Genomic DNA, 20,560 nt, shown 5'->3' with positions numbered 1-20,560 from the left:
AATATTTGGAATTGCTTTCCGTTATATTTAGTGAAGATACGGGATTTCACTATTTTTATAGAATAATTCAGTTAAAGAATGTTAGAAATAATTATTGTTGCAGGTGCACGACCAAACTTTGTGAAGATCGCCCCTTTGATCCACAAACTTTTGCGTGAAGAAAATATCAACTACACATTGGTACATACAGGTCAGCATTACGATCCGTTAATGAACGATGTTTTTTTTGAAGACCTTTCCATTCCTCAGCCCAATTATCATTTAGGAATTGCGGGTGGTTCACAAAACAAACAAACAAGCGAGATCATTATCGGCTTTGAAGAATTTTTAAAAGACAGTGCTGCCAAAGCTGTTGTTGTTGTTGGAGATGTGAACTCTACCATGGCATGCAGCATTGTAACAAAAAAATTACATAAAGATTTGATTCATATTGAAGCAGGTCTCAGATCACTTGATCGGAAAATGCCTGAAGAAATCAATCGCATTCTTACCGATTCCATTACGGATTATTTTTTTACAACCAGCAGAGATGCAGGTTATAATTTGCAGAAGGAAGGTATTACAGAAGATCGCATTTTTTTTGTCGGCAACATCATGATCGATTCCTTGATTCAGAAAATTCAATTTGCACAAAAGCCTGATATTTTCAGAACCTATTCGTTAGAGGACGGCGATTATTATTTGCTTACCCTGCACCGCACAGATAATGTGGATGATGCCGATGTATTAACCGATATTCTTCGTGCTGTATCCGCATCCATAGGCAACAGAAAATGTGTATTCCCGGTACATCCGCGTACGGAGAAGATGCTGCGTGGCACCGCTATATATAAAGAAATACAGAACATAGAATTTATTGAACCGCTGCGTTATTTAGAGTTTCTTTATTTGCAGAAAAATGCTAAAGCTGTCATAACCGATTCGGGTGGAATACAGGAAGAAACAACCTACATGAAAGTTCCTTGTATCACATACCGAACAACTACCGAGAGACCGGAAACCATTTCAGTTGGTTCAAATGAATTGGCTACCGATTTACCAACGTTGAAAAATTTAATTTCAAAGGTTGAACAAGGTGAATGGAAAACATCTGAAGTTCCGGCTTTGTGGGATGGACAGGCTGCGGAGCGCATTGTTCAGAAGATCAAAGAAATTTATTCGGTGTAAAAATTTACGTTTCATTAGAACGAATGAATAAAAAAAACCTTATCAGTACATTTTTAGTACGCTTCGTTTTAGCAATAAATACCTTTGGCGTATTTATTCTATCGACGCGTTATCTGGGTGCTGAAGGAAGAGGAACCATCAGTTTATTTGTTGCAAACGTTACCATTGTTCAATTGTTCAGTGAAATTATTTTTGGTTCGGGTTATATTTATTTTATTCATCAGTATAATAAAAAGAACATCATTACCTACGGATTTATACTATCCACGCTTTCGGGTCTAATTGTTCCGGTGATTTTATTTCTTACACATCTGCATCCTGAAAATCTTGTTGTCGATTTAATTATCAATAGCATCTTGTTTGCCTGGGTCAACTGGATCGGTCTGCATTTAAGGGCACACAAGCAATTCAACTTCTATAATATTTTCTATTTGTTCTATTCTGTATTTCAAATTGTGTTGATCTGGCTCATGATGAACAATCAGGCAAGTGTAGAGAATTACATTATGGGTTTACAGATACATTTAGCGATTAGTTTCATCATTGGTTTAGGTTTTCTTTTTGCATTGAAAAAAGAACCGGTTGAATCAAGTAATGCCGCTATCCACTGGCTTGCATTGATCAAAAAAAGTATTGTATCTCAATACAGCAACTGGCTGTTCTTTTTAAATACCCGTGTAAGTTTTTATCTGATCTATACCTTACTGAAAGACAACGAACAGTTGGGGATCTATTCAGCAGCATCTGTACTAACCGAAGCAATCTGGATCATACCGCTAGCGCTGGCTACACCGCTCTACCCGGCAATCACTGCTGAAACAGATAAAACAAAGATCATACACATGACCAATGAATATGCTTATAGTTCTTTTTGGTTAAGCCTCATTGCTATTATTATTTTATTGGCAACACCAGAATTTGTTTTAGAATTTATCATCGGGAAAGATTTCAAAGGCTTGCATACCTTTATACTATTGCTTTCAACAGGGACACTTATTTTATCCTATGCAAAGATCTATTGGAACTATTTTCAGGGAATGGGCTTATTCAGTATCAATGCAAAAGCAACGCTGATTTCCTTTATACTTCCACTCATTGCGTTCATCCCTTTCATAACAACATTGGGTGTGTATGGTGTGGCCTTAATGAGCTGTGCCAGTTATATTGTATACAGTACATTACTCATGTACTATTATAAAAAAGAAACCAACAGCAGCTGGAAAGTCTTGTTGTTACCAGCATTTAGACTGTTCCCAAGATTATAGTAACATGACTCACATTAAGCAATTAGATAGCCTAAGAGCAATTGCAGTAACTTTGGTAATATTCAGCCATTGGTGCACGCCCGACAAAACCTCTTATTATAACCATTGGCATGGTGTGATTGGCCCATTAGGTGTAGACATTTTTTTTGTACTTAGCGGCTTTTTAATAACTAAAATTTTACTCGAACAACGTTTCAAAAAAAATGAATTTGAAACTACCAACAGCCAGCTCCAGCTTGTACAAAGATTTTATATCAGAAGAATCCTGCGAATTTTTCCTATCTATTATTTATTTCTACTACTTATATCTATATATGACTTATACATTTTTGGAACATTAAAATATGAGATGGGTTTTTATTATACATACACTTCCAATTATTATCAATATTTTGACAATCCTGAAAATATGACCTTAGGACATTTATGGTCGCTTGCTGCAGAAGAACAGTTCTATTTAATCTGGCCTTGGCTGATGTTATTTGTACCACAATCAAAAATCTTACGTGTAATTATTTTATTCATTTTTGTTGGAGTCATTAGCCAATATCTATTACATAGTGTTTACAACCATCGTTACATGACCATATGTTGTTTTGATGCATTTGGTGCAGGAGCCTTATTAGCATGGATTGCCATATCAAAGGAACACCTATTAAAAAAAGTTGAAAAAATCAGTATGTATGGAGCAATTATAGCTATCCTACTTATTGCATTTGGTATATTATTTCCTGATTTTAATGTTGTGCCTTTACGTGTAAAAAATACGTTCATTGCTTTTTATTTGATTGTGTTTCTTTACCAAAATCAAAATAATTCATTTAAATGGAGCCTACTATTTAACAATTCAGCGTTGATCTATATTGGAAAAATAAGTTATGGAATTTATTTATTTCATATGTCAATACCTCACATATGGAATTATATCCCTGTCCGTATAACACAGGAATTACCTGTTATTTTAATCTGGGTACTAAATGCATTGATGCTTATTGCTGTTGCCTCAGCGTCTTATTACATAATTGAAAAACCTTTTTTGAAACTAAAAAAATATTACAATTAAATCACTTTATTACCTGCAACCATCCTTTGTAATTTTTATTCATCAAGGGATCATTCAAATAATAAAAATAAATTCCTGAATCCAATCCATTCGCATTCCAATCATTCTGATAGGTAGTATTGTGATATATTTGAGATCCCCAGGAATTATAAATGGAGAGCTCAAACGTTCGATTCACTTCTGTTTTAATAACAAAATAATCATTCTTTCCATCATCGTTTACAGTAATAAGATTGGGAATGTTTACTGTACAATCTACGAAACTGACTGTTATACTATCTGTCGTATTGAAACATACATTTGAAAGTCTAGCCCAATATATACCTGAGCTCTTAATACGATAGGTAGAATCTATAGATCCATCGTTCCATACGAGTTGCTCAGTAGTTTTTTTAGAAACAACACGTCTTAATTCCGTTCCTGCACATAACAATGTATCGTTCTTCAATGACAATACAGGAGGCTTCATAGTTGTGATGCGAATAGTATCCCTAACCTCACATCCTTCTGGTGTGTATGCTTTCACATTATATAGATTTGCCTGATTTACCAATAAATGATTTTGAGTCGTGCCATCATTCCATGCAAAATTGGAATACATAGACACATGTGCAATCTGCAAATCAATACTCGAATTGCTGCAAATTGTAGTATCGTTTATAGGTATCAACACAGAATCCGGTTTTATAAATTCTGTTACAACGATTGTGTCTTTCAATGTTCCGCAAGCATAAGAAGCTTTTAGCCAATACGTACCAGCATTGGGTATTGCTATGCTGAAAGTATGAGAACCTGTGGACCATTCATACAAATCAAAACTTGCTGGTGCCTGAAGTTGATACGAAGCAGGAATTTTACAAAAAAAGGTATCTCTACCCAATGTAAAGGATGTAGCAAAGCGTGGCACAGCATGTATATAAAATGTATCTCGTAAAATCGTGCAACCATTGCTCGCTTCTACTGTGTAACACCCATTACCGCCAGCAATAGTTATTTGCCTGGTTGTTTCTCCTGTAGACCATTTATAGTCTTTTAATCCATCAGGAAGTTTAATAGTTAACGTGCTATCAACACACAAACTTGTATCTTTAAATGAAACAAGATTCGGTTTCCATTCTGTTACGCTTACATCGTCAATAGCATAAAGTGAATTCATATGAGTATTGCTTGCAGTAACAGTATGCTCATTATCCTTAAAATTCCCTATAACTAACCATTCTTCCCCACCAGTTGCGATAAAAATACCGGATACTTTTTGATAGTTTATTGAATCTGAAAGTAAGTACCCATCAGGATTAGAAACTTGTGGTAAGAATTCAGTAAGTGCCTTATATCCTTTTGTTTCATCTGTAAAAAATATACTATCCTTTGATATATAAATGCCCAAACCATCTGAAGCTTGTACTTGTGATTGTATATCTACTACTGTACCAGAATAATATTTAAGATTAGTAGTAAGTAACGCAAAACAAGTTGCTTCATAGGTACAACCAGCACGCAAAGGCTGTCTAAGTTTAACCTGTGCATATTGTCTTAAATTAATTGTATCCTTATAAAAATCACCGAATGTATATATAATAATGAACCCTTCTCCTGTTCTTGGTTTATACCAATCATTTTGTATAGGATTTCCATAATATTTTTTTTGTTCTTCATTAGCATGTAAAATACACGCATTAAAATATAATGGTGATGGCACAAATCCATTATATCCCCTATTTACAGACCACCAATTGTATGTGCCATTATTTAATCTACCTGGAAATTCTGGTAATCCGGAGCCACAACAACTACTAATACAAGGATCATTTAAATTCGGTTGTACGAAGCATGAAAATGCATTAGAACAAGGATTATAGCCTTCGAAACTCGGATTGGGTACAAGATTTTGACTATAACTTCGTAATGAAATTAAAATAATAAAAACAAAAAGTTTTCTCATAGCTACGATACATCTACTCAAAAATACAATCAAGCAGAATAAAATTAATTACGTAAGCAACAACGGGGCTATGTGGATTAAAGTATATTCATTAAGATAAAAAATTATGCAATCCCATTCTCCTCTCTAATCCGTTGATAAATGCTCAACAACACTTTCTCCTGCTGCGCCCAATTGATCTCCTGTGCAGCATATTTTAAGTTTTCTTTCCATACTGCATACTGCTCCGGATTATCGTGTATCCATTGAATACGATCTGCAATGTGTCTCGGATCATAGGATTCAACGAACGTTCCTATGCCATACAGATTCATGATGCGTTCTACTTCCTGCAAACGTGAAGCTAATACAGGAACACCAGCATGTACGTAATCAAATACTTTGTTCGGAAAACTGTAAATGTAATTTTCACTGATGGGTTTATCAACCGTCAAGCCTAGGTGCGCCTGCATGGTGTATTGCTTCAGAATATGATGTGGCACTTTTGGAATAAAACGCACTCTGTTTTCCAAACCATGTTCTTTCACCAATGCTTTTAATACATCAATCACATCGCCGCTTCCTACAAACAACAACAAGAAACGTTCATCCAGATACTTCATGGCAAGCGTTAGCTCTTCTGTGCCACGCTCTACATTAATACCTGTTCCCTGATAAATCAGTATAAATTTATTTTCAGCATCCTCCAGTTTATAGGCAGGATCCAATGCAGTTGTTTGCAGAATAGGTACATTCATTACAACTTCAACCGGCTGTTTGAATTCTTCTACAAACAAACTGCGCTTTGCAAAATTATCGGTGTAGATGTATTTTACTTTCGGGAAGATCCAGTTTTCAATACTCTTCCAGATCTTCTGTACGCGCGGACGTCTGATCAATTCAGGTACGCCGGTAAAATATTCGTGATTGTCGTACGCAAGCGGAACACGCTTGATCTTTGACGCTAAATAATTTGGCAACAAGGTATCTAAATCGTTTGCCAATAAAATATCTGCTTTGTGAAACAGCAAATAGAAAAATAAATACAGGTTGTATTGCGCATAAAACAACGGACCCTTTTCAAACCACAAATTAAAACGATGTGTTTTATAAGGTCTTGAATCCATTGGCATGCTGTCTTTCTTTTTCCGACCAACCAATAAAATATCGTATCCATGTGTATATAAGCTGTTGCATACTTTATAGACACGTTGATCGGTTACTAAATCGGTGGTTACAGAAACAATTATTCTTGTGTTACTCATCAGGCATGTTTAAAGATCCGGAACCAAAACGGCAGATTGTTTTTGTATGCTAGTACAAACTGCTCGTCTGTTGCTCCGAAATTTTTATTAAAATCAGCAATCACCGGAATGTTCGATCCGCCAAAATGCACACGCATCGTTGTATCTAGTCCGTATTTTTGCTGAATGATTTTGTATAGCAGATAATGCAGCAGACTGTGTTCTCTGGCACGTTCATTACTGAAACAGGCTACCAGATATATTCTGCCTTTCATATAAATATAAAATTGTCCACAAGTGAATGCACCTGCTTCATCTTTTATTCCTTCAATAAAACCATAACCAGCATGTATAGATTGTCTCGCCAATGCTTCCAACAATATATAATCTGCTTTTTTGTACGGATTCCCTTTCTCTATCAGTTCTTTCTTCAAAGCCGGAACAAACACGTCTATAGGAACAGCTGCAAGCTCTGTAAAACCGGATGCTTCCGCTTTACGAATGTTGCGCCCCCATACTTTCGTCGGGAAACGAACACCTTCCTGTAATTGCAGGATCTGATGGCGACGTGGTATTCTTTTTATTGTAACATCTTCAACCAAACGTTCGTCTGTCGTATAACACACATAATCGATCGTTGCATGAAGTTCTTTCAGGCATTCAGCGATCTCTTTTTCATATCGTGCATCTCCATACACAGAGAGTTTCTGAACAAAATTCGGCAGATCAAAAAAAGACCAGCGCATTTTTTTTGTCTGAAAAATTGGAAAGACTGCAGCATAATCATCTGCCACGAAGGCCGACCAATTCGCTTCAACAACATTCAACCACGAAGACAATAAAAACGGATCTGCATTTGAAGCACGCAAAATACATGCGTCCCATTTGTTAAAATCTATTTGAGTGTGTTGTAACAGCTGTACCAAAATCAATTGAGTTGTAAGTCTGAGTAACGTGCAAACGTACACGTACCTTTAACTGTTGAGACAAATTCATCAAGCTTTTGTAACGAAAAAACGGTTTGCGCTTTCGGATGACCAATCACAACCATGGTATCGTCGTTACGCTTTGTACGACTATTATATTCAGAAACCAAAAGGCTTGCATAATAGCCGTCGCAGCTTAATGCCTGTTGCGTATATGAAGTGAGTACTTTCTTTTTTGTTCCGGGTTGTGCCATGGGCGTACCGTCTCCGATTGTTTTATGAAGAGAACGATTCAAGCGACCTTTAACGTATAGATTCCAGAAGAATACAGGAGAAAGGCGAACAGATGAGATGGGAAGTTCTAAAAAATATCCTACCGGATCCGGTTCCACAGGATTCTTTTCAAACATCCATTGATCGGATGAAGGCGCATTTCTAAAATCAAATTTTACTTGTCCTTCTTCTGAAAAACCTTTTTCATATACCGTACTATCGATCCAGACACCCAGTTTTTTAAACGTATCCTGAATCTTATCCCAGGGCGGTAAACACCATCCTCCTGCTCTGTAAGCAATGGGAGCCTTTCCGGAAATATTTTTCGTGACGTTAAAATAAGAAGTAATAATTTCCTGCATCTGCACATCTGAGAAATGATCCAGGCGATACCGATCTGTATTCATCTTCCATCCATTGCCATCGTAATAACTATCTTCCCAATGCGGATGTATGTGTAGCTGACAATCATGCCCAGCCTCTGAAAGCTCTATCAATTGCTTATACACCTGCTGCTTTTCATAAGCTACAGAAGGATGACGCTTTGAATACTTTTCAAGCGCAAGAAGGTATCCGCTATCAATAAAAAAGTTGAGGTAAATGCCATGCTTTTCTGCCAGTGCAAGCAGCTGTTTCGTAGGTTCAATAATGCAAATGCCTGCAGAGCCGCTCTGCGCTCCGAAATACAACTCATAATCGAACGATAAATACACTTTCATGGACCTTTTGACTCTTGTAGAAAACAGATATTATAGGTAAATTTATACATAGTAGGTTACACGCCCAAATAGTAGTCCAATCATATTTCTCAATCGAGGAAAAAAAGCATGAGTTCAGAACTAGATTCCCCTTTCAGCATTCTTCGAAAGATGAGTTAATCCAGCAGGTAAAGGAGTTGCAGATCATCAATGCAAACCAGCGCCCCGAAAAAATTCTTCAGGAAGCATTTGAAAAAATTAATTTGCTGGTCATGACAATTGATCAGGATGGGTTGATTGTGTTTACAAACGAAGCTTTTTTAGAAGTAATCGGCTGGGAACGCCAACGTGTGATCGGAGAAAACTGGAAGTATTTTTTAGAATCGGACAGAGACAAAAACAAAGAAGAACACATTTATACCCTGATCAAAAAACAAGGATTTATTGATCAGTTAAAACGTAAGTTTCTTTCCAAAGAAGGAGATTCCCGTACCATAAAATTCAATGTTGTTATTCATCATCCAATTAGCGATAATAAACATTTAACAACACTTATCGGTGAAGATATTACCGATAAGAAAAAAGTTATCCGTGCATTAAAAGACAGCAACGATCAATTACAGGATCTGTTCGAAAATGCCAATGACTTAATACAGGTGTTTGATCTGGATGGTAAGATTCAGTTTGTGAACCGTGCCTGGAAAGCCAGTCTTCAGTATACCGATGAAGAAATCTTAAAGCTGAACTTTCGCGACATTATTGCAAAAGATCATGTGAACGATACGCTTGAACATCTAAATAATATTCTTGCAGGAAAGAAAGATGATAAATTTGAAACGGTCTTCACCAGTAAGAACGGTAGAAACATACAGGTTATCTGCAGTGTAAACGTACGTTACGAAAAAGAAAAGCCGGTTTCGTTCAGAGGGATCTTCCACGACAATACAGAACACATGCGTGCAGAACGTGCGCAGAATCTATATTACAAGATCTCAACACTTGCGATCAACAGTGATAAACTTGATTCTTTGCTGGATAATATTCACAAAGAATTACGTACACTGATTGCTGTCAACAATTTCCACGTTGCGCTGTACGATAGAGATCACAATTATTTAAACTTCCCCTACTACGTTGATGAGAACATAGGTCCGAAACCTATCAGCATGAAACGTATTGTAGGTAAAGGTTTGACAGAGTATTCGCTGTTTAACGAAGAACCAACGTTTCTCTACGAAGAAGACATCAAGAAACTTTCCGAAGAAGGCAAAATTGAATTGCTTGGACCAATACCAAAGATCTGGCTAGGTGTACCGCTACGTTTAGAGGGCAGAACGATTGGTGTGATCTGTGTAAAGAGTCATAGTGACCGGAATAAATATAAAAGAAGACACGTAGAGCTGCTGGACTTTATTTCCGGACAGATCGCACTTGTAATTGAACGTAAGCGAAACGAAGAAAAGATCATTGATCAGACGGCACGTTTGAATGCGATCTTCGAAAGTAGTTCGCATTTGATCTGGTCGGTGAACAGAAGACGCGGACTTACTTCCTTCAACCAGAATTACGCGAATGCAATTTTCAAAAAATATCAAAAGTATCCTTCGATCTATGAAGAAGGCGAGACAAAAGAAATCTTAGTACTCTCCGATACGGAGTTTCATACATCCATTGATCAAAAATACAAAGCAGCATTCAATGGAGAAGCGCAGCATTTTGAAGCATGCAATACCAATCAGAATGGCGATGTCTTCTGGAGAGAGACATTCTTAAACCCGATCTTTTTACCGGATGGAAGAATCGATGAAGTATCAGGTATCTCGCATGACATTACAGAGAAAAAGCAATGGGAAATAACCATTCAGGAAAGCGAAGAAAAATTCAGAAACATTTTTGAATCGTTCCAGGATATCTATTACAGAACCGATCTAAGCGGCTACATCACCATGATCTCCCCTTCGGGCTGCGAACTGAGCGGGTACACACAGGAAGAGATCATTGGCAAACACATCAGTGATTTCTTCACTACACCGAAACAACAGGTGAACCTGATCCGTGAAGTGTTAAAAACCGGTCGGGTTAAAAATTATGAAACGAATGTAAATATCAAAGGCGGCGAATCGATCCAAAGTATTTCCAACATTCGTTTGATCTACAACAACGAAGGGAAGCCAATCGGCTTAGATGGTGTTGCCCGTGATATTACGTATCTGAAAAAAGCTTCAGAAGATCTGCGCCACGCAAAAGAAATTGCTGAAAAATCGTTAAAAGTTAAAGAGAATTTTCTTGCTAACATGAGTCATGAGATCCGTACGCCGATGAATGGTGTGATCGGTATGATTGACCTGTTAAATGAAACACCGCTGCTGGAAGAGCAACGGAAGTATGTACAGACGATCAAAAAATCTTCTGAAACATTACTGAATATTTTGAATGACATCTTAGATCTTTCAAAAATAGAAGCAGGCAAAATGCAGCTGCGACTTGCTCCTATTTCGATAGAACAAATGATCGAGAAGCTGCATGCACTTTTCTACCAGCAAGCAACATTGAAAAAAATCGAATTGCTTTACAGCATCGATTCAAATGTTCCGAAAGTAATTCTGGCCGATGAAACACGTTTGCTGCAAATACTTTCAAACTTAACTTCCAACGCAATCAAATTTACTGAACACGGATCTGTCCGTATTCAGATCTCGTTGGCTTCGAGAAACGATCTGGTAAATAAAATACGTGTCAACATCATTGATACAGGTATTGGTATAGCGGAAGATAAATTAAACATCCTCTTCGGATATTTTAATCAGGTAGACAATTCCTCTTCAAAATCATATGGCGGCACCGGACTTGGTTTAGCTATTTCAAAAGAGTTAAGTAAATTAATGAATGGAGAAATAGGTGTACAAACTCAATCGAATGTAGGCAGTACGTTCTGGTTTACGTTTGAAGCGAACGAAAGCAAACGTTCGATCGAAACAAAATTTGAAACACCTACATCCATTGCATATGAAAAACCGATCAAAGATTTCCCTAAAATTTTATTGGTGGATGATAATGCAATCAATTTATTTGTAGCATCCGAGATTCTGCGCAAGGCAGGCTGTGACATTGATACTGCAGGCAATGGATTGGAAGCAATTCAAAAAGTAAAAGAAACAGCTTATAGGATTGTATTGATGGATATACAAATGCCGCAAATGGATGGAATCCAGGCAACAGCTGAGATCCGGAAATTAAATCTGCATGTTACCCCTCCGATTATTGCCATGACGGCTTATTCCATGAAAGAAGACAAAGAGCGGTTTATGCTAAACGGCATGGACGATTACATTGCAAAGCCCATAAAAGCAGAAACACTGATTGCCAAGGTAAAACACTGGCTGCATATCCATGAAGGCGAAGAAGTTGAGACAAACGGAGCTGTTGTAGAGGAAGAAACACCATTAATAGACTCCATTCTTGATATGGGCACCTATACCAAACTTAAAAACTTATCCGGAGCTGAAATTCTGGATCAGATATACAAAGAGTTTGAAAATGAGTCACTTGAGCAAATTGTGGATTGTAAAAAATACCTGGGTATGAGTGACATTCATAATATTTTAAATAAATTGCACACACTAAAAGGAGTATCGGGCACACTTGGCGCAATTGAGCTGGAATCTTTATCCAGAGCCATTGAAGGAAAGCTGAAGTTTGGCTATTACCCTGAATTGGGAATGGAACTTGAGCAACTTTCTGAAGCTCATATTCGTTTCGTACAACATTACACTTTTATTCTAAATTCAAATTCAAAATGAGCGCAAAAAAAGTATTAGTAGCAGAAGATAGTTCAGTAATCCAAAATCTGACAAAGAAGATATTACAATTTCAAAATTACGAAATCACTGCTGTTAAAAACGGTAAGGAAGTAATGAAAGAACTTGATAAAGGTTCGTTTGATATTATCCTTATGGATATCAATATGCCACAAATGGATGGTATGACATGTGCGCAGGAAATCAGAAAATTATCAGATCCCGTAAAAGCTGCAATACCTATTGTTGCGATTACCGGTAATGCTAAAAATTACTCAGACGAAGATTTCAAGTCGGCAGGTATCAATGCCTACTTACAAAAGCCATTGGATTTTGACCGTCTGGTTGAAGTTGTTAAAGAATATACTGCTTAATACAAAGCATGGAGATCAAATACACCACACAGTTTCTGAGTAAACTCGAAGACATCTTTTCAGAGTCGGATTATATGTTGCGTTATGAAAAAGGCAACTTCCACTCCGGTTATTGCTTGCTTAAAGAAACGCATGTAGCCATTGTAAATAAATATTATCCGCTGGAAGGTAAAGTAAATTCGCTGATCGAAATTTTAAAACAGATCGAATTGAATACCGATAAGATGACGGATAAAAATAAAAAAATGTATCTGGACATATACCAACCAGCATCATAGGTGGTAAAAGCAACGTTTTTAGGAACCGGTACTTCACAAGGTATACCAGTGATTGCCTGCGAATGCGCAGTCTGCAAGTCATTTGACTACCGCGACAAACGTTTGCGTGCTTCAATCTACATTGAAACAGAAAATGTGAAGCTTGTTATTGATACCGGTCCAGACTTCAGACAACAGATGTTGCGTGAACGCATTAAAGAACTTGATGCAATTCTTTTCACACACGAACACAAAGATCACATTGCAGGCTTAGATGATGTACGCGGTTTCAACTTCACTCAAAAACGCGACATGCCCGTTTATGCACGCAAGAATGTGATCGAAGCATTGCACCGCGAATTTGCTTATATCTTTTCAGAAAATAAATATCCGGGTATTCCAAGAGTAGAGATCAATGAATTGATCAACGAACCTTTTGAGATCAATGGCGAACGCATCATACCGATTCAGGTAATGCATTACAAGCTTCCCGTGTTTGGTTTTCGCATTCAGGATTTTACCTACATCACCGATGCGAATTTCATTTCGGATGAAGAAATGGAAAAGATCAAAGGTTCGAAAATTGTTGTGTTGAATGCCTTGCAGAAAGAACCGCATGTATCCCACTACACCGTTGACCAAGCGATTGAAGTCATTCAAAAAATAAATCCGGGAAAAGCCTATTTTATTCATATGGGCCATCGCTTAGGCAAACATGCAGACGAAGAAAAAGCCTTGCCTCAAAATATTCATTTTGCTTACGATGGTTTGGTGCTTGAATTGTAATTTTTTTCTAATAAAGAATGACAAAAGCAGTCTACAATAATATACAATTCGTCGGACCACAAAAAAGTGGTCCAACGAATGATGTTAACACAGTGGTCAGACGGCTTTTTGCCCGTCAGACCACTCGCCTATTATCTGATTACTAGGCATCAAAGATCGATTAAACACATTCACTAAGTGAAATTACAACTCTGGACCATAGGAAAAACCAACGACGCATATCTGAAAGAAGGCTGTGCACAATATACAAAGCGCCTTCCCCACTATCTTCCATTTGAGTACGTTGAGATTCCGGAGCCTAAGAATACAAAGCTTAGCAGCGATGTATTAAAGAAAGAAGAAGAGAAAATTATTCTGGATCGTCTTCAGGATTCGGATCAATTGATCTTGCTGGATGAAAAAGGCAGTGAATTTACTTCCGTAGAATTCGGTCAGTACATTCAAAAAAAAATGAACAGCGTTTCAGGCAATCTTATTTTTTTGATCGGCGGCCCATATGGTTTTTCAGATGTGATCTATAAACGTGCAAATGGTAAAGTTGCCTTATCGAAAATGACCCTCTCGCATCAGATGGTTCGCTTATTCGCACTTGAACAGCTATACAGAGCCTGCACCATCATTAAAGGAGAAAAATATCATCATTAAAAATTTGATAGGCCTACCCTGCCAAATACTATTATTTTTCTCATCCTATTCATTAACAATAAAAGTTAGATCGCTGAAAACTATTTCTCAAAACGACCCCGGAGGGGTCGCATGTTTATAGCACATACATAATAGTTTTATTTTACGCACAATACCGAAGGTATTTTATGAGTAAAGAATACCTTCGGTATTGTACGTATTTTATTTGAATCAGATAATTCTATAAACATATGACCCCGCTGGGGTCATAACTCAATATCAGCTGCGATACATCCTTTGCCAACGAATTTGTATAATAGTATTTATCAATGCAGATCTAAAAATTAATATTATTTATTATTATCCCTTCCGTTTCAAACCTTCCGCCTCTTTCATATCCTGAGGTACAACCATAATCACTTCTTCGCGTTCCATTTTCATCGAACCCAAGGCGCCTCCTTTAAACTTCCGTACAAATTTCTTTTGTGTGTACGACACGGGGCATAAGCTATCGTTTTTCAAGGTTGAATAAAAAGCAGACAATGCTGCAGCTTTCTCTATAACATCTTGAGGAAACGGTTTATTCGATTGATATTTTATGATCACATGCGAACCCGGAGCATTGCGTGCATGCAGCCACAGATCATCTTTGTGCGCGTACTTCAGCGTAAGCAATTCATTGTTTGCAGCATTTCTACCTACCCAGATTTCAAAGCCACTTACATGATAACGTTTAAACGGAAAAATTTCTTCAACTGCCTTTTCTTCTTTTTGATATTTCAATTCAATCGTTTGCAATTGTTTGTAATCAGAAATTGAATCTAAACTTTCCAGATCAGATTGATAGCCCAATTGCTTTTGCTTGCGTTCTTCCAGAATCACTTCCAGTTGTTTAAATTGTTTGTGCCTGTTTTTTGATTTCTTATATAAATGTTCAGCCATTTTTTGCGGCGACATTTTTTCTTTTAACTGAACAACAACCGGTTTATTTCTGTAGAAATCAAACAACTCCCGCTCCTTCTGTGCGGCCGGCCAATCATGAAGATTCGCCATGATGATATCTGCAATTTCATTCGGCGGAACGAGATCGTATAAGAGCAGCAATTGTTCACTGGTCTTTTTAATGTATTTCTCAGCCGCTTCAATTTTCTTCAGCAGCTGATTTTTTAATTTTATTCTGCGTTCCTGAAATACATTATATCGGAAATAAAACTGCGTAAACTTATTTAATGCATCGAACAGATCTTCTGAAGAATAAATGGTGTATTCATTGTTCCACAAACAAAAAGAAACCTGCTGATCTTTTAACTGAATGAAATAATTTTCAGCTAAGGCAAAACGATTGTACAAGCCAAGCATTTTCTTTGCAAGATCAGCACCTGTAGCCTCTCCTACCTGTTCTATGATATATGCATTTACTGAGGCTGATAAATACATAGGTTTCAACATTTCGGCAAGTGTTTGCTCGGGATTAAACTGAATGGTTTTATGAATCGCACCCAACAAAAATTCCCAATCACGTGCGTGTACTTTTTTCACCAGCTCAACAACACCTTTCTCGCCGATCAGCAACACGTTCGAACGGTTAGCATACATCTTCATCAAAATACTTGTACCATCTACCAATTCAATTACAATGCTGCGATCGTTTGCACCGGCATATACACGTTGTACAGCCAAGCCATATACATCCGTGAAATATGGGTGTACATTGTGTTTCGGTTTCGTAATTTCTTCGGGTACAGCAATGCACTGAAAAGAATCTTTCAGAAAAACTTTAATATAGAATGGCGTTGCTTGTTCAGTTTGAAAAACCAAACATAACTCATCTGCTTGCGGAGAAAAACATTCCGTAAAAACTGCCTGGTGCAACTCTTGCTGAAAGCGCTCCGCGAGTGTATGAAGTATAAAAAAACTGCTTTGCACGAAATGGATGGATAGTGCTCACAGGGGGATTCGAACCCCCACACCACTTAAGGCACCACCCCCTCAAGATGGCATGTCTACCAATTTCACCATGTGAGCAGTGGAATTGATTTCAAAGATATAAAAAAACTTCGTCTGATACGTACTTCGTTTATTTAATTACAACATCCTGTATTAATTTTTCTGCTCCGTCAGTTGTAGGCTTATAAAAAACTTTTTGTGTTTTGATCTTCCGTATGTCCAATCCATCTACATATAATATGATGTATGTTCGATCTACATCAAGATACACATGCTTTACCACACCTTCACTTACCGTAAAGAATTCAGGTTTACAATAGATGCGATTCACAGGTGTATAAAACTGAACTTTAACAGGAATATACATCGCATATTTTTTAGACGTGTTGGGTATACAGCTTGCGGATTCAATGTATTGAGTTGGCACAACAACCGCCTCTTCTTCATCAGCGGGTTTTGTCAGCTTCAGTTTCAAAATACCTTCTTCCACAACAGCATTATCGGTCGTAAACACACATTCATTGCTATCGAATGTATGTGTTGCCAATTGCCAGCGACTGACATCCAGTTGATCAAAGTTATCTGTCCACTTTAATTTGAATGTATCTTTAGATGTCGGTTGATACGCATAATATTTTACATAATCATACGCCGCCTCTAATGGAAATTTCGATGCATCTATCGTACCTGCCCAAGCTACAGAACTGCTTGGCCAGACATTCATCATGATCTTTTGCGGATGATTCATTTTGAGTACCGCATTGGTTCCTGTCAATCGGTATACCTCTATGCCATCTACCGACCAGGCAATGTATTGAGGTGTCCAGGTAAATGCATAGTCGTGAAAATCTTCGTGCGGATTAAATGGTAATACATATCTTTTTTCAGACATCTGGTGATTACCGACAATGGCATTGAATTGAACTTCGTTTGAATAGCGCCCCAAAATTTCTATGTCAATTTCATTCCAGCTTGTAGCAAAATCAACTTCATCGTAAAACGTAAAAAAGGAATAGATCATACCGCTTGCTTCAGAAGGCTTCATACGCACTTCAAATCTCCCGTATTGAAACGTTTCAATGGTTCTGATTTCTGCACCCAAATACGGCTTCTCCTGCGCATATAATGCAGAAGTAAACCAAACACATAGAAGGAATAAAATAAATCGTTGCATGGTCTTATATGAAGTTCTGTGAAGTTGTAAAGATTCTATTAAGAGAAACAGGTTAAAAAAGAAAAAGGTTGCACTCGATGAAGAATGCAACCTTTATTTTTATGTGATCCCGCTGGGATTCGAACCCAGGACCCTAACATTAAAAGTGTTATGCTCTACCGGCTGAGCTACAGAATCATTCGAATTAGCGAGGTGTTTTTCGATAATTGCGAATGCAAAAGTAGCATTTTAAACTAAATAAAACAAACCTGATCTGATAAGAAAGCAAAGAATCTATACACATTCTGCTCTGAATGTCTGATATGAATTGAAAGATAGCCGATTAGATACCAAAAGTTTTTTTACATCTGCAGAAAGAAGCTGCATTAAAAAAGAAAAAGGCTTCATTCGATTGAATGAAGCCTTTTTTCTGTGATCCCGCTGGGATTCGAACCCAGGACCCTAACATTAAAAGTGTTATGCTCTACCGGCTGAGCTACAGAATCGTTGTGCTTTTACCGAATATTTTTCCGTAATTGCGAGTGCAAAAGTACGAGAGATTCATGAAAATGCAAAGCCTACAACCTAAAATATTTATAATAGCGGCACTTTTTTTAACCTTAGTTTTCAACACTCATGCTAATTCTCTAAAAAACACCAATATAACGAAAGGAGATTCTCTCTTTACAAAGAAAGATTACAAAACCAGTCTGGAGTGTTATCAAAAAGCATTTGAAGAGGACAAAGCTTTCTCTCAGCAAATGCTGGCTCGAATGGCCATGATGGAAGAAGCCTCGGATCAATACGTAATGGCCCTTTATTATCTCAACACGATGTATTCTTATTATCCGGATAGCCGTGTGATCCAAAAAATGGAAGATATGGGCAATCAATACCATTTATCGGGATATAGCTATACCGATCTGGAGTATGCCATCTCCATTTACAAAGAATATTACTACTACATCATCTTTTCAATCAGCGCCATCGGTTTTCCTTTCATCATTTATCTGTTCATGAGAAAAAGAAAACAGATTGGGTTAGGCTTCCGTCCCATTATATTCTTAGCTCTTCTAGGAGCAGCGTTCTATTTAAACAATTATGACATTACACCTTCCATGGGAATCATAAATAACGATTGCGTGATCATGGAAGGCCCTTCTCCGGGTTCGGCAGCTATTGAACACATTGAAGCAGGTCACCGTGTTCGGATCATCAAAAAAGAAGGTATCTGGTATGAGATCTCCTGGAAAGACAAACAGGCATTTGTACGGGATGTATATTTATTGCCGATTGGAAATTAAAAAATCAATCAGCTCATTTTTCTCAAGTGCCTGCACCATCTTATGATGTGCAAGATCTAATTCTACATACTGCGCCTGAGTTTCATCACATAGTACCTGCAGAGATTTTTTAGAAACCAGCTGGTCTTCCTTTCCGCAAAAACACATCAGTTTGATTTTATATTGATTGATAAACCTTATAAAATCATTCTTAGTTATTGTTAGCTTTCTAAAATAAACCCACGAAACATAGACTTTTTTTCTATGTTCTTCAGATTCCAGATTCCGTTCAATAAAACGTTTTGTGATGGCATTAAAAATTCCGGCAGCACCTAAGATACGCACTACAGCTTGTATCCAGAACGGATGCCACATGGTATACTGAAAAACAGATCGGGTAATTTTTGTTGAGGTAGCAACACGGAACCAAAAGTTATTTCCAAAACCATCCGGTGCAATAAGCACAACTTTATTTATTCGTGCTGCATAGTTATTCAAAAGTGTAACAACAAATCGCGAACCCATGCTGTAGCTCAACAACGAAAATCGTTTGATCGCATGTTTTGTCAGAATCTGATTGAACAATGCATTCCACCGATCAATAGAAATATAATCTGTATTATCTGTGTTTGCACCACTCCCTCCATGAAAAAACAGATCAACCGCTATCACCGAATAATAAGGCAATACAGAAGGAACAAATGATTCAAATAATACATTGGTTTGGCCAAAGCCATGAAAGGCAACCAATGTTTCTTGCTGTCCGCCTTTATAATAGCGATACGACAAAATGAGATCATCTGTAACAATACGTTCTGTTGTGTACATGATGCAATATAAAAAATATAAGATCTACCCTGACAAATACTATTATTAAAAAAGATGTTCAAAGTAAGTTCATACAAATTAATTGCCAAAGGGCGTATCGCTGTTGATATTAGGTTATGACCCCAGCGGGGTCATATGTTTATAGAATTATCTGATTCAAATAAAATACGCACAATACCGAAGGTATTCTTTACTCATAAAATACCTTCGGTATTGTGCGTAAAAAAAACTATTATGTATGTGCTATAAACATGCGACCCCGCTGGGGTCGTTTTAAGAAATGATTCTCATTGTCAATAGTAATTCTTCAGACTGCTATGTTATTCTATAATAAAAGAGGTCTTCCTGAATTTTTCAGGAAGACCTCTTTTATTAAGAACTCCAGACCAATTAGTCTTTCAATAATTCTATTAAGAAAATATCCGCAAGTTCATCTTTGTTCGTAATGTACGTGGGTGAAACACCATTCACAACTTTATTTTCAAGAGGAATTTTATACGCATCGTAATTTTTATTGAATGATCTGCCTGTAGATTTTATTGTAACATATTCTCCTTTATCATTTTTAATATATAATGGTGCCTGAAACTTGCCACCTACAATGCGTGCTTTGCCTTCATACACTTTACATACACCATTTAAGCGAAACGTTACAATAGTTTTATACAAACCATCATTTAACTGATATGCACCTTTTTTGTCAAACTCTGCTTTATAGTAATCAAAACATTTTGTGGTGTCAGCAGTCTGAGCATTTGCAAAAAATTGCATTGTAAATAACGAGAAAAGTAATACGACAATCTTCATAATCTGAACAAGGTTTAATTTATATGTGTAAAAATAACTTGAAAAAAGTATAATTCAAACATCCCTAGTAGTTAATTGCAAGATAAATAAGAAATTAATTAAACTGCAACTATAACAAATCCAACCAGATTATTACCTTTATACGCA

The 20,560-nt window shown here is 37.1% G+C and carries 17 protein-coding genes and 3 tRNA genes; 9 read left to right on the top strand and 11 right to left on the bottom strand.

What is annotated here, in order from left to right; genetic code table 11:
• The first annotated feature begins 78 nt into the window (after window positions 1-78).
• Genes wecB through A3EE_RS0117815 form a run of 3 tightly spaced genes read left to right on the top strand, consistent with a single transcriptional unit; the run spans window position 79 to window position 3,495 of the window.
• Complete coding sequence (gene wecB / locus A3EE_RS0117825; protein ID WP_018344802.1) at window positions 79-1,167, top strand: non-hydrolyzing UDP-N-acetylglucosamine 2-epimerase; 1,089 nt, start codon at window positions 79-81, stop codon at window positions 1,165-1,167.
• A gap of 23 nt (window positions 1,168-1,190) precedes the next feature.
• Window positions 1,191-2,432: an MATE family efflux transporter gene (locus A3EE_RS0117820; protein ID WP_018344801.1), complete on the top strand. Its 1,242-nt coding sequence runs from the start codon at window positions 1,191-1,193 to the stop codon at window positions 2,430-2,432.
• A gap of 4 nt (window positions 2,433-2,436) precedes the next feature.
• A complete protein-coding gene (locus A3EE_RS0117815) occupies window positions 2,437-3,495 on the top strand; it encodes an acyltransferase family protein (RefSeq protein ID WP_018344800.1) in 1,059 nt (352 codons plus the stop codon).
• A gap of 1 nt (window position 3,496) precedes the next feature.
• Here A3EE_RS0117815 and A3EE_RS0117810 read toward each other — a convergent pair whose 3' ends face one another.
• From A3EE_RS0117810 to A3EE_RS0117795, 4 genes are all read right to left on the bottom strand, one after another.
• On the bottom strand, window positions 3,497-5,437 hold the full coding sequence (locus A3EE_RS0117810) for a T9SS type B sorting domain-containing protein (RefSeq protein ID WP_018344799.1): 1,941 nt from the start codon (window positions 5,435-5,437) through the stop codon (window positions 3,497-3,499).
• Between the two features lie 104 nt (window positions 5,438-5,541).
• Window positions 5,542-6,681 carry a glycosyltransferase gene (locus tag A3EE_RS0117805; RefSeq protein ID WP_018344798.1) on the bottom strand — a complete coding sequence of 380 codons (1,140 nt, stop codon included), beginning with the start codon at window positions 6,679-6,681 and terminating at the stop codon, window positions 5,542-5,544.
• Entirely contained in the window at window positions 6,681-7,586 is a 906-nt protein-coding gene (locus tag A3EE_RS0117800) for a hypothetical protein (protein WP_157447093.1), read from the bottom strand. Before A3EE_RS0117800 ends, A3EE_RS0117805 begins: the two co-directional genes overlap by 1 nt.
• A 2-nt stretch (window positions 7,587-7,588) precedes the next feature.
• Window positions 7,589-8,578, bottom strand: a complete 990-nt coding sequence (locus A3EE_RS0117795; protein WP_018344796.1) for a polysaccharide deacetylase family protein — start codon at window positions 8,576-8,578, stop codon at window positions 7,589-7,591.
• A gap of 176 nt (window positions 8,579-8,754) precedes the next feature.
• Here A3EE_RS0117795 and A3EE_RS0117790 point away from each other — a divergent pair, with 176 nt between their 5' ends.
• The 5 genes from A3EE_RS0117790 to rlmH all read left to right on the top strand — a co-directional run bounded on the left by A3EE_RS0117790 (window position 8,755) and on the right by rlmH (window position 14,416).
• Window positions 8,755-12,357: a PAS domain S-box protein gene (locus A3EE_RS0117790; RefSeq protein ID WP_018344795.1), complete on the top strand. Its 3,603-nt coding sequence runs from the start codon at window positions 8,755-8,757 to the stop codon at window positions 12,355-12,357.
• Window positions 12,354-12,728 (top strand): response regulator, encoded by a 375-nt coding sequence (locus A3EE_RS0117785; RefSeq protein ID WP_018344794.1) that lies wholly within the window; start codon window positions 12,354-12,356, stop codon window positions 12,726-12,728. Before A3EE_RS0117790 ends, A3EE_RS0117785 begins: the two co-directional genes overlap by 4 nt.
• 8 nt (window positions 12,729-12,736) lie before the next feature.
• A complete protein-coding gene (locus A3EE_RS0117780) occupies window positions 12,737-13,006 on the top strand; it encodes a hypothetical protein (RefSeq protein WP_018344793.1) in 270 nt (89 codons plus the stop codon).
• A complete protein-coding gene (locus A3EE_RS0117775) occupies window positions 13,007-13,771 on the top strand; it encodes an MBL fold metallo-hydrolase (protein WP_018344792.1) in 765 nt (254 codons plus the stop codon).
• A gap of 177 nt (window positions 13,772-13,948) precedes the next feature.
• Complete coding sequence (gene rlmH / locus A3EE_RS0117770; protein WP_018344791.1) at window positions 13,949-14,416, top strand: 23S rRNA (pseudouridine(1915)-N(3))-methyltransferase RlmH; 468 nt, start codon at window positions 13,949-13,951, stop codon at window positions 14,414-14,416.
• A gap of 339 nt (window positions 14,417-14,755) precedes the next feature.
• Here the strand turns inward: rlmH and A3EE_RS0117765 are convergent, their stop codons facing one another.
• The 5 genes from A3EE_RS0117765 to A3EE_RS0117745 all read right to left on the bottom strand — a co-directional run bounded on the left by A3EE_RS0117765 (window position 14,756) and on the right by A3EE_RS0117745 (window position 18,001).
• Window positions 14,756-16,321, bottom strand: coding sequence for an NFACT RNA binding domain-containing protein (locus A3EE_RS0117765; RefSeq protein WP_157447092.1), 1,566 nt, complete (start codon window positions 16,319-16,321; stop codon window positions 14,756-14,758).
• 15 nt (window positions 16,322-16,336) lie between these two features.
• Window positions 16,337-16,420 (bottom strand) — tRNA-Leu (locus A3EE_RS0117760).
• Between the two features lie 52 nt (window positions 16,421-16,472).
• A complete protein-coding gene (locus A3EE_RS0117755; RefSeq protein WP_018344790.1) occupies window positions 16,473-17,516 on the bottom strand; it encodes a family 16 glycosylhydrolase in 1,044 nt (347 codons plus the stop codon).
• 104 nt (window positions 17,517-17,620) lie between these two features.
• Window positions 17,621-17,693, bottom strand: a tRNA-Lys gene (locus A3EE_RS0117750).
• Window positions 17,694-17,928: 235 nt separating this feature from the next.
• Window positions 17,929-18,001 (bottom strand) — tRNA-Lys (locus A3EE_RS0117745).
• 57 nt (window positions 18,002-18,058) lie between these two features.
• On the opposite strand from A3EE_RS0117745, the gene A3EE_RS0117740 reads away from it, so the two are divergent.
• Complete coding sequence (locus A3EE_RS0117740) at window positions 18,059-18,799, top strand: SH3 domain-containing protein (RefSeq protein ID WP_018344789.1); 741 nt, start codon at window positions 18,059-18,061, stop codon at window positions 18,797-18,799.
• Here A3EE_RS0117740 and A3EE_RS0117735 read toward each other — a convergent pair.
• Together A3EE_RS0117735 and A3EE_RS0117730 are read right to left on the bottom strand one after the other, a co-directional pair.
• Window positions 18,779-19,606: an alpha/beta hydrolase gene (locus A3EE_RS0117735; protein ID WP_018344788.1), complete on the bottom strand. Its 828-nt coding sequence runs from the start codon at window positions 19,604-19,606 to the stop codon at window positions 18,779-18,781. The two genes, A3EE_RS0117740 and A3EE_RS0117735, sit on opposite strands and share 21 nt — an antisense overlap.
• A 390-nt stretch (window positions 19,607-19,996) precedes the next feature.
• A complete protein-coding gene (locus A3EE_RS0117730) occupies window positions 19,997-20,413 on the bottom strand; it encodes a hypothetical protein (protein ID WP_018344787.1) in 417 nt (138 codons plus the stop codon).
• Window positions 20,414-20,560: the final 147 nt, after the last annotated feature.

It is taken from the genome of Cytophaga aurantiaca DSM 3654, from assembly GCF_000379725.1.
Lineage (GTDB): Bacteria > Bacteroidota > Bacteroidia > Cytophagales > Cytophagaceae > Cytophaga > Cytophaga aurantiaca.
The sequence above is the reverse complement of the archived record's forward strand: the minus strand, read 5'-3'. Positions and strand labels throughout refer to the sequence as shown.

Excerpts from the sequence above, each read along its gene's own strand:
- A3EE_RS0117810 (WP_018344799.1), bottom strand. The coding sequence starts at position 5,437 with ATGAGAAAACTTTTTGTTTTTATTATTTTAATTTCATTACGAAGTTAT.
- A3EE_RS0117755 (WP_018344790.1), bottom strand. The coding sequence starts at position 17,516 with ATGCAACGATTTATTTTATTCCTTCTATGTGTTTGGTTTACTTCTGCA.
- A3EE_RS0117735 (WP_018344788.1), bottom strand. The coding sequence starts at position 19,606 with ATGTACACAACAGAACGTATTGTTACAGATGATCTCATTTTGTCGTAT.
- A3EE_RS0117785 (WP_018344794.1), top strand. The coding sequence starts at position 12,354 with ATGAGCGCAAAAAAAGTATTAGTAGCAGAAGATAGTTCAGTAATCCAA.
- A3EE_RS0117780 (WP_018344793.1), top strand. The coding sequence starts at position 12,737 with ATGGAGATCAAATACACCACACAGTTTCTGAGTAAACTCGAAGACATC.
- A3EE_RS0117815 (WP_018344800.1), top strand. The coding sequence starts at position 2,437 with ATGACTCACATTAAGCAATTAGATAGCCTAAGAGCAATTGCAGTAACT.
- A3EE_RS0117740 (WP_018344789.1), top strand. The coding sequence starts at position 18,059 with ATGAAAATGCAAAGCCTACAACCTAAAATATTTATAATAGCGGCACTT.
- wecB (WP_018344802.1), top strand. The coding sequence starts at position 79 with ATGTTAGAAATAATTATTGTTGCAGGTGCACGACCAAACTTTGTGAAG.
- A3EE_RS0117820 (WP_018344801.1), top strand. The coding sequence starts at position 1,191 with ATGAATAAAAAAAACCTTATCAGTACATTTTTAGTACGCTTCGTTTTA.
- A3EE_RS0117730 (WP_018344787.1), bottom strand. The coding sequence starts at position 20,413 with ATGAAGATTGTCGTATTACTTTTCTCGTTATTTACAATGCAATTTTTT.
- A3EE_RS0117805 (WP_018344798.1), bottom strand. The coding sequence starts at position 6,681 with ATGAGTAACACAAGAATAATTGTTTCTGTAACCACCGATTTAGTAACC.
- A3EE_RS0117795 (WP_018344796.1), bottom strand. The coding sequence starts at position 8,578 with ATGAAAGTGTATTTATCGTTCGATTATGAGTTGTATTTCGGAGCGCAG.